The 12932-nt window shown below is 57.4% G+C and carries 9 protein-coding genes; 2 read left to right on the top strand and 7 right to left on the bottom strand.

Annotated features, from left to right (window positions below; all coding sequences use genetic code 11):
* Window positions 1-36: 36 nt before the first annotated feature.
* The 5 genes from B7444_RS10920 to aroA form a co-directional block, all read right to left on the bottom strand.
* The gene (locus B7444_RS10920) at window positions 37-3018 is read right to left on the bottom strand and encodes a glycosyltransferase (protein ID WP_007283228.1); all 2982 of its coding nucleotides are present in this window, start codon (window positions 3016-3018) and stop codon (window positions 37-39) included.
* Between the two features lie 19 nt (window positions 3019-3037).
* Entirely contained in the window at window positions 3038-6388 is a 3351-nt protein-coding gene (locus B7444_RS10915) for a glycosyltransferase family protein (RefSeq protein WP_007283227.1), read from the bottom strand.
* Between the two features lie 235 nt (window positions 6389-6623).
* Window positions 6624-8333 carry a 30S ribosomal protein S1 gene (gene rpsA / locus B7444_RS10910; RefSeq protein ID WP_035729318.1) on the bottom strand — a complete coding sequence of 570 codons (1710 nt, stop codon included), beginning with the start codon at window positions 8331-8333 and terminating at the stop codon, window positions 6624-6626.
* Between the two features lie 252 nt (window positions 8334-8585).
* The gene (gene cmk / locus B7444_RS10905; protein ID WP_007283225.1) at window positions 8586-9224 is read right to left on the bottom strand and encodes a (d)CMP kinase; all 639 of its coding nucleotides are present in this window, start codon (window positions 9222-9224) and stop codon (window positions 8586-8588) included.
* Entirely contained in the window at window positions 9221-10546 is a 1326-nt protein-coding gene (gene aroA / locus B7444_RS10900; protein ID WP_007283224.1) for a 3-phosphoshikimate 1-carboxyvinyltransferase, read from the bottom strand. The genes cmk and aroA overlap by 4 nt, the downstream gene beginning before the upstream one ends.
* 150 nt (window positions 10547-10696) lie before the next feature.
* Between aroA and B7444_RS10895 the strand changes: the two genes are divergently transcribed.
* Entirely contained in the window at window positions 10697-11029 is a 333-nt protein-coding gene (locus B7444_RS10895; RefSeq protein WP_016738181.1) for a TIGR02300 family protein, read from the top strand.
* Window positions 10983-11570, top strand: a complete 588-nt coding sequence (locus tag B7444_RS10890; protein ID WP_231502802.1) for a chorismate--pyruvate lyase family protein — start codon at window positions 10983-10985, stop codon at window positions 11568-11570. The genes B7444_RS10895 and B7444_RS10890 overlap by 47 nt, the downstream gene beginning before the upstream one ends.
* A gap of 14 nt (window positions 11571-11584) precedes the next feature.
* Here B7444_RS10890 and B7444_RS10885 read toward each other — a convergent pair whose 3' ends face one another.
* Together B7444_RS10885 and recR are read right to left on the bottom strand one after the other, a co-directional pair.
* Window positions 11585-12328, bottom strand: coding sequence for an SDR family oxidoreductase (locus B7444_RS10885; protein ID WP_007283221.1), 744 nt, complete (start codon window positions 12326-12328; stop codon window positions 11585-11587).
* A complete protein-coding gene (gene recR, locus B7444_RS10880) occupies window positions 12325-12918 on the bottom strand; it encodes a recombination mediator RecR (RefSeq protein ID WP_029495795.1) in 594 nt (197 codons plus the stop codon). Before recR ends, B7444_RS10885 begins: the two co-directional genes overlap by 4 nt.
* Window positions 12919-12932 lie beyond the last annotated feature (14 nt).

Below are 12932 nucleotides of genomic sequence, written 5' to 3'. Positions count from 1 at the left end.
TTCCTTAAACTCTCATGATCCGGTCACCTGGCCCCTCTACGCGATGCAGGCCTGCAGGATCGCCGAAAGATCCTGCCGGAACCGCGCAGGAGCGCAATCCCGTTCTACTGCTTTCAGAGCCCCGTTTCTCAAATGCATCCAGAGTGCACTGTCCTGATAAAGACGGGCAACGCTGGACGCAAATCCTTTGGCATCCTCCGCAGATGCCGACAGCAGTTCCACATCATCCTTCCAGCCGACCTGACTGGCCAAAAGGGATGTCACCACCATCGGAACTCCAAAGGCCGCCGCCTCCTGCACCTTGAACGGCAACCCTCCCGCAAAACGGGTTGGTGCCACGAAAACGCGGTGCCGATTAAAGAGAGGTGCAAGATCATGCACGGCACCAACAATATCCACATGGGGGTGCCTTGCGAATACACTCACATCGACCGACGGATGAATAAATCCGGCAATCGTAAAGCGAACATCTTCCGGGAGCAGTTCGTCCAGGAAAGGCAGAACCTCTCCCACAAACCATTCCAGACTGTCATGGTTGGGCGCGCCTTCGTCATGCAACGCACCAAGAAACAGAATATCTTTCCTGCTCTCGAAAGACGCCGCCGTAGGGCGAATGCGCATTTCATGACCGAGAACCGAGACATTCTCGTAACCCGCCCGCCGCACAAGAGAAGCGTCGTGCTCGGTAACAGCTACGATCTGCTGACAGTAATGCGCACAGTCCAGCTCACGCCGCAGCATCTCGTCAAAGCTCAGCTTTGGTTGCGGCAGATCCAGAACCTTGATCCGCTCCAGCGTCCGTGGCGTGGAAATCACCTCCGTATCAAGAACAGCTCCCCCCGTCGGCAGATAACGGCTGGCTTCATTCATGATCGGGAGCAACCGCGCCATGTTATGCGTGCGCCCAACCCAGACGAGATCATAGTAGCCCGCCCGCGCCTGAATGAAATCCGGGAACGTCGAAAGATGCTGATCTGCGATCAGTTCAACCGTCTCAGGAAAATCCCCGAAAAGCTCAAGTTCGCTCTGGTCTCTCGGCAGCATCGGGAAAACCGTGACCTGATACCCAAGCGCCGCCATGGCACGCACGACATCGTTCGAACGGACGTAGCCCGATCCGAGCCTACGAAGAGGCAACCTGTCCTCAATAAACAGGATGTGCTTCCGATCTGACCGACGTTCACGGGCCTGTACGGCATTCCGGATATGTGCGGGTTGCTGGAACCGCAGAAAACCCTGATGCGTCCGGGCGAAAATGCGCAGGTTGGCGTGCATCAGCGCCTGGGAACCCGCCGAACCGGAACTTCCATACTCCAGATGTTCCACGACAACATTCGGGTCATAGACAATCCGAAGACCCATTTTGAGGATACGAACGCACAGATCCGTATCTTCAAAATAAGCAGGCCGATAACGAAGATCGTACCCGCCCAGACGCCTCAGTACGGACGACCGGATCATCAGAAATGCTGCTGAAACGTAATCCACGTCGCGGACAAAGTTGGCTTCCGGCAAATTGGGGCTGTCTTCGCGCCGGTACCCGTAAGTGGACCCATCACGCCAGATGATGGAACCAGCTTCCTGCAGCCGCATGTTTGTCCGGATCAGTTTTGCGCCGACTGCCGCAACTCCATCATCAAACCGCAAACGCTCCAGGGCATGCGCGATACTGCAGGGATACAGACGCAAGTCATTATTAAGGTAGAGAACGAAGGGGGCCTCGACTTCAGCCAACGCCGCATTACAGCCTTCCAGATACCCGATATTGTACCTGAAGCGCAGGATTTTGGCACCATGCACCAGCTCTCCCAGACGTTGTGTCTGGTCGTGCGATCCTGAATCGACAACAATCAACTGTATCGCACCAGCGTAATTCGCCCGCAGCGATGACAGCGCCTGCATTGTCAGGGCGAGCCGATTATAGACGACCACAATGACGCTGACTTCCGGCACCCCGGAAACCGTAAAATCAAGCGGGTGTCGTGCGAGCGCTGGCAGCAGCGCCTCGGCCTCACGCTCGAATAGCTGTCTGGACTGGTTTTCGTCTATCTCAGGCGTTTCAACGAGCGCTGCCCGCTGGGCCTCGCCGGTTCTTGCCGCAACAAGATGCGCGAATGCGCTGTCATAGAGATGGTTACGAACGTCATTGCGCACCTGCGGACGGCTCATATGTGCAAGAAGGTCTATACCTTCCTTGGGCATCCGAGCTTCATGCGCGCCAAAGCGCAGAAAATGCTCGTATCCGTTTCGGAATGACCCCAGATCAATACACGCGACAACATCCGGATGAGCGTCTGCATAATACTGCTCGGAGAACAGCTCCTGCGGATCAAAACGACGCGCCGTATCATTTGTCAGATAATGGTGTAACGCGCTGCTGTAACGTCCTTCAGCAATTTCGCGGCGTACATCCGGATAGCGGTCCAGATACCAGACCGGATCGAAATACCACGACACCCGCCCTGCATCTGCGATGCTGGCCGGGAGGTTCAGCCATGAAGCAAACAGCCCGATGCTACTGTCGAAATAGTCCGGGAAACGCAAGGCGAGCCGACGGCACAATTCATCATCGAAAAACTGATGCCCGCTATAATAACGCGCCTCACCAACTTCGAGATAATGGTCGTAGCCATTCAGGAAACCCTGCTCATCCAGGAAGCGCCGGGTCAGTTCAGGATAGCGCCGGAGATAACCGGCTTCATCAAATAGCCAGTGCGGAGAATACTGGCGATAACCTTCGGCGCAATAATGTTCGAAACCTGATCGCCATTTCTCCTGAATCAGGTCACGACGAACGTCCGGATAAGCTTCCCGATACCAGATTTCATCAAAGTACCGGTTTGGGGAGTGGCCATACCGCTGGCCTGTCTCCAGATAGAAGGCATGAAGGTCCTGATGTCCTTCTTCATGCATCCAGTCCCTGACTTCCGGGTATCGCAGAAGATACCACTGCTCATCAAACTGGCGCCAGCGGGGCTGATGGCCAGCAGAAGGCTGGTTCGGAACTGGATCAGGCATGAATCGTAACGCTCCCGCCTCAGGCTATGGCTTTCTCATTCAGCAGGAACTCTACCCGTTCGGCCTGCTCCAGCGTCAGGCTTTCGCGGCCCGTGGAAACGATACGTCCGGCATCAAAGGTTACAACAAGATCGGTCAGATGCGTTCCAAACACATCCCCGGCCACATTGATCAGCGCCACCCGGTAAACACCATCCAGTGGGCGTGCATAGCCGTGGAGCGGATTCAGAACCCCGAAGAAACCGGCACACAGTGGAGCGTCACGATGCACTGTCGCCACATCCTGACGAGCACTACGCTCCATCCCGAAGAGCGTCAGTTCATCCTTCTCGGGGCGCACCAGCCCGACATACATCTGCCCTGCACGCGACAGACTCTTCAGGAACGCCCAGCCACGAATTGCAATGGTCCCGAAAGGCTCAACGTCCTTGACCGGCTCACCGATAACACCCGTGAACTCATCAATAAAGTGCTCCAGCAACCCATTGCCATATGGGTGCAGCTTCCCCTTCTGGAACGCAGCGAGCTTGATACCACGCATCAAACCGTCACTGTGAGAAATACGATTGAAATCGGCAAGGATCACATCGTTTGCAGGAGCCGAACGCTGGATCGTTTCGATTTTGCCACCCTCGACTTCAATCTGGATGGACGTCAGCTGGAATGCAGCCTGGCCATTGATGACGTTGACCAGTCCAACCCGGAACCGTCCCTCACACCACTTACCACGAAGAGCTGCTTTTCCAGAGAAGCCCGAACGACGTGGGGCACCATTGAACATTTCAACAATGTCACCGCGAATTTCACGCTCACACTCGAGGAAAATCAACGGGCTGTCCGCGTCTTCCCCGATCAGGACCGTAAGCATGCGTCCTGCCGTGGTGACGCCTGGGATCAGGAACCAGCCACGAATATGGAATTCGTTCGATCCCTTGAAGTCCTCGTCCTCATCGGTTGCGAAGACATGATGGCAGACATCGTCGATGTAACATTCGGCACCCTGAATGGAGAACCAGTCAGAAACCGGGAGAGGAAGTTCAACAGACAGATCACGCGTCGTCGGAGGATCAAAAATATGACGCGGCGGAGCCTGATGGCGCCATGACGGATGCGGCAGAAGGTGGACCTGCCCTGCATCCAGACGAAGATCGGACACACCCATTGGACGGCGCGGCGCAACCTCTTGATAAAGTGCAAGAAGGCCGTCTGCATATTCGCGGGCATGCGTCCACAGATGCGGGCCGATATTGGCCATGATCGCCTTGCGAAGCGGCTCGGAAGAACGCAGCAGTTCAAGACGTTCCAGAACCATGCTGGGGCGGTTGATGGGCACCTTGAAGCCATTGACGCCGTCTTCGACGCGATCACCCAGCGCACCAACATCTGTCACGATGGGAATCAGGCCGTTCTGCCAGGCTTCCGAAAGCGAGATGCAATAGGTTTCGGGCCAGATCGACAGGTTCAGAGCGACATCCGCCTTCTTCAGGGCTTCGATGTCACCCATGTCATAGCGGCCATAAAGCTTAACATTGGAACGACGTCCCGCATTCAGAACGGCCTCATACTCCGGGTGCACATAACCGAAGATGTGGAAAACAAAGTGATCCGGATGCGCGATCTCAATAAGGGACAGGATCGTGTCCGCACCCTTTGTCCGCAGGAAGTTTCCAACAATCGCAATATTGAGCGGCTTTTCACCCAGAGGCTCGTAGCCTTTCGGCTTGACGGATACGGTATTTTCCGGGCTCGGAATACCTGTGATCAGGCTGATCTTTTCGTTGAGGATCGGGTAGATCTCATGGGTCAGATCACGCGAATGCTGTGTTCCGAACATGATCGCGTCGACAGAACGCAGCATCTTGGCCACGAACGCACGGCGTGTCTGTTCGCCACCATACTCGACATTCTCGGAAGCCTTGAGCGTAATATCGGCCGACAGAACCGACCGAACCTCGTCTTCTACATAACGCAACTCATGGTTGAGCAGGTTGTAGCGGGCGGAAACAAGCCAGAAGTCATGCGCTGAAAAGACAACGCCTGCACCATTGGCCTTCGCAATGATGGGCAATGACAGCGCATGATGGCCCAGGTGCTGGAAATGCACGATGTCCATATTGTACTGGCTGATGACACTGGAGAACGCCATCTCTTCTGGCGCATCACACATCGCGTCCTGCCAGCCCACTTCAGGCACATCGAAACGCTCCAGCTCCTGACCGCTCGCAGTTGTCAGACGGCAGAATGTTCCACGACGCAGCCAGTAGAAGAACTCGATATCACGCCCCAGCAGGGAACAGAGAGCCTGCTGATAGACCTCCACGCCACCCCAGGCCTGTTCGTGGATGGTGGAGTGGGTGCACATGAGAATGCGCAGACGACGGCGACGCGCCACTGGCACAACGTCCGACGCCTTCCGGCGCCCAAAATCCGCTCCGGTAATTTCCCGCATCTGCTCAAGGCGATGCTCATAAAGATGATGAGCCAGAACGGACTTCTGAGCAGCCTGGGCCGCCTTGCGACGTGTACTCTTGTTACCCAGAATACGCGCAACAGCATCCACCACACTATCCGGATCACGGGCCAGGCTGACGCCCTCAACCGTGTCGAAATATTCGCTGGCCATACTTTCAGGAGCTTCAACCACCTGTGCCGTACCAGCCAAAGCAAGCTCGAAGAAGCGCGGACCCGGAGCTGTAGCCTGACTGACATCGCCATGGCTGGCATAATCACGGAACATTGTCAGAGTAACGGCGCTGACATTCGCAAAATCAATGAAGGCTTCATGGCTGATGGGCCGCTGAATGGCGAGTGCGGCTAAATCAGCAGGAAGTGGTGGTAGATACTCGTTACCCGGGCAGACCAGCTTGAGCTTCGCATCCGGGAAAGCCGCAATAACCCGGCGCAATGTCTGAACGCGATTCGGCCACATCGTACCTGCGAAGAAGATATCGTATTCCAGCTCGCTGGCAGGAAGAACCTTTCGCTCATGGATGGACGTACTAGCGGCCAGCGGCAGGTAATGTCCCTTGCCGTTATAATATTCGGCACAGGATGGGTCATTTGTGAAGACGTAGTCAAAAAGACCTGCATTCTCAACGTTGAAATCCCGCATGAACGGATCTTCAAACGTCCAGAGAATAAGCGTCTTGAAAGCAGGTCGAACCCGCCGGATCAGCGCCAGATTAATGCGCTGTGCATCCAGACAGATCAGAACATCATGTTCACCTGAAGCAGCAATACTGCCAAGTGACATGTTGTCAGCAACAACGACCTGATCTTTCCCAAATAAAGATTTGGCGGCCCGTTCGACCGCCAGCGTCAGATAGGAATTGGGATTGTGGGTGTAGTTTGTGTTGTAAATAACCGCCATCAATCTCCTGGGTGCTTGACACCCACTCCCATCTCGAACCGAAACCATCAGTCATTCAGGCGATAGGCCGCAAAAGACTGCCGCTATCACGGTACCTTAATTCTTACCCGAAGGTTTCCTTCAACAAAACCCCCCTAAAAAAAGAAGCTTTCTTAAGTGCAGACAAAAAAAGAGCCGCTTCCGCGGCTCTTTTCCAAAATCTTCACAGTAACTAGGCTGAGAAAATTTTCTGGTCTCAGACGTCCGTGGTGCGACGACGAATTGCCGCGCCAAGGATATCACCCAGGGAAGCACCCGAGTCAGAAGAACCGTACTCGTTGATAGCTGCCTTATCTTCCTCGACCTCACGGCCACGGATCGTCAGGGCCAGCTTGCGAGCTGCACGGTCAACGGAAACGATCTTTGCATCGACCTTTTCGCCAACAGCGAACCGCTCTGGGCGCTGCTCGGCCTTGTCACGAGCCAGCTCTGCACGACGGATGAAGCCGGTCAGCAGATCGTCGACCTTCACTTCGATACCGTTCGTCTGAACTGCCGTCACGACACAGGTAACAACTGCGCCCTTCTGGATGCGAGCCAGCGTGTCGGCTGCCGGATCTTCCTGAAGCTGCTTGATGCCCAGGGAGATGCGCTCCTTCTCAGGATCCACGTCGAGGACCTTGGCCTTGACGACCTGACCCTTCTCGTAGTTCGCCATGGCTGCTTCGCCAGCTTCGTCCCAGGACAGGTCGGACATGTGAACCATGCCGTCGATGTCTGCGGAGAGGCCGATGAACAGACCAAACTCGGTGATGTTGCGGATTTCGCCTTCGATGACAGAGCCAACCTTGTGCTCTTCTTCGAACTGCTCCCAAGGGTTGCGCTGAACCTGCTTGAGACCAAGGGAAATACGACGCTTGGAGCTATCCACGTCCAGAACCATGACGTCGACTTCCTGGGAAGTAGCGACGATCTTGCCCGGATGGACGTTCTTCTTCGTCCAGGACATTTCGGAAACGTGCACCAGACCTTCGACGCCAGGCTCCAGCTCGACGAATGCACCGTAGTCGGTGATGTTCGTGACGCGACCCGTGAAACGGGCATTTGCCGGGTACTTGAGTGCAACATTTTCCCACGGATCAGCTTCAAGCTGCTTCATGCCGAGGGAGATACGCTGCGTGTCCGGGTTGAAGCGGATGACCTGCACGCGAACCGGCTGACCGATCTGCAGAGCTTCGGACGGGTGGTTGATGCGCTTCCAGGCGATGTCCGTGACATGCAGGAGGCCGTCAACGCCGCCGAGGTCAACGAACGCACCGTAGTCGGTGATGTTCTTGACGACGCCGTCAAGGATCATGCCTTCCTTCAGGCCCTGGATCAGCTCGGAACGCTGTTCTGCGCGGGTTTCTTCAAGAACGGCACGACGGGACACGACGATGTTGCCACGTGCGCGATCCATCTTCAGGATCTGGAACGGCTGCGGCTGACCCATCAGCGGGCCGACGTCACGAACCGGACGGATGTCAACCTGGCTGCCCGGAAGGAACGCCATTGCGCCGCCCAGATCAACCGTGAAGCCACCCTTGACGCGACCATAGATCGTGCCGTTAACGCGCTGGTTGTTGCCGAATGCACGCTCCAGAGCGGTCCATGCTTCTTCGCGGCGAGCCTTCTCGCGGGAAAGAACGATGGAACCGTCACGGTCTTCGTAACGCTCGACATACAGCTCGACAACGTCGCCCGGCTTTACGTCCGGAGCAACACCCGGCGGGCCGAATTCCTTAAGGGAAACGCGGCCTTCGCTCTTGAGACCGACATCAACGATAGCGAATTCGTCGGTCAGACGGATCACGCGACCGGTGACGACGGAGCCGTCAAAACCGGTGTCGCGGCCCAGGGTCTCTTCGAGAAGGGCTGCAAAATCTTCCATGCCGTGATCGGCAGGGGTCTGATTGGCTGAAGCCATGTAAATACAATATTCCCGGATTTTCGGCCTGAAACCGATCATCCACGTCTGCGCCACGAGGATCAGGATCTGTCGTGACGACTCCCCGCTGCCATCAGAGGTCAGGGCGGGTCTGTTAGGTTAAGCCTGCGCGCAAATACGCGCGACAGACGACATCGTGCCCCTTACGGACACAGTGCTAGCCCGCAAAAACACCCTCAGTGGGCGCTCTGTCAATAAAAAAACGGGTGTTTGGCCGCTCTCTGCGGGCAATCAGGAGCGGCCCTTTCGGCGTGTGACTTCTTCACAGGCTTTTTCAAGCACTTGTTCTGCGGAAAGGTCGTCTGTCTCAATCAGAACAGCGTCCACAGCCTGTAGAAGTGGTGCCGTATCTCGCGAAGAATCCCGCGAGTCCCGCGCGACAATCTCGGCGACAGCCGCTTCAAGTTCAGCCTCGGCCAGAGCAGCCTCGCCATGAACCTGACGATGACGACGCAGAGCGCGAGTTCTGGGAGAGGCCGTGATGAAGAACTTCACGTCTGCGTCCGGAAAGACGACAGTTCCGATGTCACGGCCATCCACAACCGCGCCGCTCTGCGTGGCAAACACGCGCTGACGATCAAGAAGAGCTGCACGAACCGCTGGTTGGGCCGCCACAAGAGAGGCCCCCCGGTCGATTTCCGGAACACGGAGATCCGTTCGGGCAAGATCTTCCGGCTGGAGTGCCTGCGCCTGGGCAGACGCATCTCCCGCCGGGTCCAGACCCGCATTCACCATCCGGCGCGCAACAGCGCGGTACAGCAACCCCGTATCCAGATACGGCAGACCCAGCCGGGCCGCGAGCGCCTTGGCCAGCGTTCCCTTCCCGGCTGCGGCTGGCCCATCCACGGCAATGATGAGCGGATGGCTCATGCCCGGATATCCGCGCCCAGTGCGTTCATCAGGTCAACAAAGCCGGGAAAGCTGGTCTCGATGAAAGCCGTGTCGTCGATATGAACCGGCTTCTGCGCGGCAAGACCGAACACAATGCCGCTCATGGCCAAACGGTGATCCATGTGCGTCGTCACGGTGCCACCACCCAACGGTCCCTTGAAGCCCTGAACGATCAGGTCATCGCCCACGACTTCGGTTTCCGCACCATTGACGTTGAGCAGCGAAACCGTGGCGGCCAGACGGTCGCTTTCCTTCACGCGCAGTTCTTCCAGACCCCGCAGACGGGAGGAACCTTCCGCGAAGGCACAGGCCACGGCCAGAACCGGATATTCATCAATCATCGAAGGCGCACGCTCAGGCGGTACATCCACACCCTTGAGCTTGCTATGACGAACGCGAAGGTCGCCCACAGGCTCGCCACCTTCGACACGCTCGTTCTCAATCGTCAGATCGGCACCCATTTCGAGCAGCGTCGTGAAAAGACCTGTCCGCAGGGGGTTCAGTCCCACATTCTCGATCAGCAGATCAGAGCCCGGCACCAGAAGGGCGGCCACCAGGGGGAAAGCTGATGAGGACGGATCGCCCGGCACCGTCACGTCACGGGCTGTCAGCTTCACCGGACCGGTCAGTTCGATTCGACGTCCACCCGCATCGAGAACAGAGACATCAACTTCGACACCAAAATGACGCAACATGTTTTCGGTGTGATCACGGGTCGCGACAGGCTCTTCCACAACCGTCTTGCCGACCGCATTCAGACCGGCCAGCAGAACAGCGGATTTGACCTGCGCTGATGCAACCGGAAGGCGGTATTCAAGCGGCTTGGCCTGACCATCACCGCGGACAGCCATCGGCAGACGCCCACCTTCACGGGCCAGAAATTCGGAGCCATTCTTTGACAGTGGATCCATGACACGACGCATCGGGCGGGAACGCAGGGACGCATCCCCGGTCATGACACTGTTCATTTTGTGGGACGAGAGAATACCGGACAGAAGGCGCGCGGCCGTTCCGGAGTTGCCCATATCCAGCACATCGGCTGGCTCGATCAGTTCGCCAACGCCCCGGCCGTCGATGGTCCAGACGGCACCATCGCGGGTGATGGTCGCACCCAGCGCGCGCATGGCGTCGGCGGTCCGCAGGACGTCTTCGCCCTCCAGAAGGCCGTAAACATGCGTACGGCCATGTGCGAGAGAGGCCAGCATCAGCGAACGGTGGCTGATGGATTTGTCACCCGGTACGCGGGTACGGCCGGAAAGTCCCTTCGGGGACGCGGAAACTGTCAGAGGTCGCGCTTGCATAGCCCTGTTCATGCGAGGGTCATTCCTGCCTGTCAATCACCTTCAAAACTGTCCGCTCATGCAGTTTTTGGGACACTTCGGGTTTGACATGGCGGAAACAAGCTGGCATGGCCGCGTTCCTTATCCGAGGCATTGGCAGGCTTGCACAACATGGCAAAACCCGAACTCGGTCTAAAACGGACGTGCGTTGAGTGCGGCGCCCGCTTCTATGACCTGAACCGCGTCCCTACCGTGTGCCCTAAATGTGGCACCACCCAGCCGAATGACATCGGCCGTCTCAAGCGCAGCGAAGGCCCGCTGCCGGAAGAGAAAGATCCGAAGGCTCAGCCCGAGGAGAACGAAGATGATGTCGACGTCGATCTGGACACGGATGATGATGCCGATGACGATGTCATCGCGGCAGACGATGATCTGGACGATGACGATGATCTTTCGAATGACATCGAAGTCACGACTGACAAGGACGACCGGGACGACCACTAAGGTTGTCCGTGCTCTTTCCTTTGCAGCAGCATTGAGCGGCTGCGCCGGTCCGGGAGACGCTTCGTCCCCGGATGGCGCGGCCGTTCGTGCATTGAACGACCGGCTGGAGCGCCATCCAAGCGCAACAGCGGTCCTTCAGGAACATTGCGGCCTCCCTATCCGGGTGGTGCGCCTTCCAGCCCAGGAACAGCCGTCCGGAGATATTCTTCTTCTGCTGGATGTGCAGAAGGCCGATCAGATCCGTACTCGGCATGTTCAGCTTCTCTGTGGGGATATTCCGCTGTCAGACGCGTGGAACTGGTATGTTCCGGAACGACTGACCGCAGACATGAACCATGTTCTGGAAACGACGGACACGCCATTCGGCAAGGCCGTTGCGGACACGCATTTCCATCGACAGCGACTCGAATCGCATTTTCCTGATCCCGCTACGGGAATCGTTCTGGAAAACAGAGCGATGCTTCGACGCGCCTCTGACAACGCCCCTATTTCTCTGGTTGTGGAAGATTATCTTCCAGCGGCTCTGAAACCTCAGCCCTGAATTTATCGGGGAATTTATCGGGCGGGTGACCAGTTCAGGTGCTGACCGCCATCCATGGCCAGCATCTGCCCCGTTACGGATGGCAGCGAGAACAAGGCCAGAGCAGCCTGAGCAATCTCCTCAGGCGAGGCACCACGCTTCAGGGGCGTTCCTGCACACATCCGATCAAAATGTTCCTGAGACTGTCCTACAGCCGGCAGAACAGGCCCTGGCCCGATGGCATTGACGCGAATCCGTGGTGCCAGCGCGAGAGCGAGCGTCTGCGTCAGGGTCCATAAACCCGCCTTGGAGACCGTGTAGCTGACGAAATGCGGCGTGAGATTCCAGACACGCTGATCCAGCATGTTCAGAATCAGACCTTCCGCATCTTCAGGCAAAGCCTTTGCCATGGCCTGCGAGAGAACAAACGGTGCTCTCAGATTCGGCTCAATATGCCGGTCCCAGCTTTCGCGGGTCGCCGTCTCGATCTCATCGCGCGTAAACGCCGAAGCGTTGTTGATGAGGATTCCGATCGGCCCCAGCTTGTTCGTGGCGTCGGCAACGAGTGCCTCAACGTCTTTTTCAGAAGCCAGATCCGCTTTCAGAAGACAGCCGCGACCGCCGATCTGCCGGAGAAGCGCCTGAGCATCCGCCTCGCTGTCACGATAATGGATGGCCACCGTGAAGCCCTGCTGCACTAGCATTTCGACCAGCGCACGCCCAATGCGCCGGGCTCCTCCCGTCACAAGGGCCGTACGGGGAACGTGCGGAGAGATCATAAGGCCCGTCGTGCAATCAGGGCAGCGGCGAGCGTGCCATCATCCAGCACATCCAGCGCCCCACCCATCGGAACACCATGACCGACACGGCTGACCGTCACATCCGTCGGAGCAAGTTTTTCCTGAAGCCAGTGCGCCGTTGTTGCACCTTCAACAGTCGCGCCAAGGGCCAGAATGACCTCCCGCACGCCACCTTCGGCAATACGATCCAGCAAAGACGCGACATTCAGATCATCCGGCCCAAGCCCTGCGAGCGCCGAAAGCGTGCCTCCCAGAACCTGATAGACGCCCCGATGCACTCCGGCCCGCTCCAGCGCCCAGAGATCACCGACAGTCTCAACAACACAGACCAGACCGCGATCACGGTGAGCATCCGTGCAGATATGACAGGGATCGACCGTATCGAGATTGCCGCAGAGCGAGCAGGTCCGCACACTTGTTGCCGCCCGCTCCATGAGATGCGCCAGAGGCAGCATCCTGGCCTCTGGCTGGCGCAGCAGGCTGAGGGCAGCCCGCCGCGCGGAACGTGGCCCAAGTCCCGGCAGACGGGACAGCATGGAAATCAGCTGTTCGATGTCATTGCTGATCATCATGGCGTCACGTC

It is taken from the genome of Gluconobacter thailandicus F149-1 = NBRC 100600 (assembly GCF_000964465.1).
GTDB lineage: Bacteria > Pseudomonadota > Alphaproteobacteria > Acetobacterales > Acetobacteraceae > Gluconobacter > Gluconobacter thailandicus.
Note: the sequence above shows the minus strand (reverse complement) of the source record. Positions and strands in the feature narration are given on the sequence as shown.

Bases quoted from the DNA above. Each gene is read 5' to 3' on its own strand.
- B7444_RS10890 (WP_231502802.1), top strand. From the start codon at position 10,983: ATGACATCGAAGTCACGACTGACAAGGACGACCGGGACGACCACTAAG.
- B7444_RS10895 (WP_016738181.1), top strand. From the start codon at position 10,697: ATGGCAAAACCCGAACTCGGTCTAAAACGGACGTGCGTTGAGTGCGGC.
- aroA (WP_007283224.1), bottom strand. From the start codon at position 10,546: ATGCAAGCGCGACCTCTGACAGTTTCCGCGTCCCCGAAGGGACTTTCC.
- recR (WP_029495795.1), bottom strand. From the start codon at position 12,918: ATGATCAGCAATGACATCGAACAGCTGATTTCCATGCTGTCCCGTCTG.
- cmk (WP_007283225.1), bottom strand. From the start codon at position 9,224: ATGAGCCATCCGCTCATCATTGCCGTGGATGGGCCAGCCGCAGCCGGG.
- B7444_RS10920 (WP_007283228.1), bottom strand. From the start codon at position 3,018: ATGCCTGATCCAGTTCCGAACCAGCCTTCTGCTGGCCATCAGCCCCGC.
- B7444_RS10885 (WP_007283221.1), bottom strand. From the start codon at position 12,328: ATGATCTCTCCGCACGTTCCCCGTACGGCCCTTGTGACGGGAGGAGCC.
- rpsA (WP_035729318.1), bottom strand. From the start codon at position 8,333: ATGGCTTCAGCCAATCAGACCCCTGCCGATCACGGCATGGAAGATTTT.
- B7444_RS10915 (WP_007283227.1), bottom strand. From the start codon at position 6,388: ATGGCGGTTATTTACAACACAAACTACACCCACAATCCCAATTCCTAT.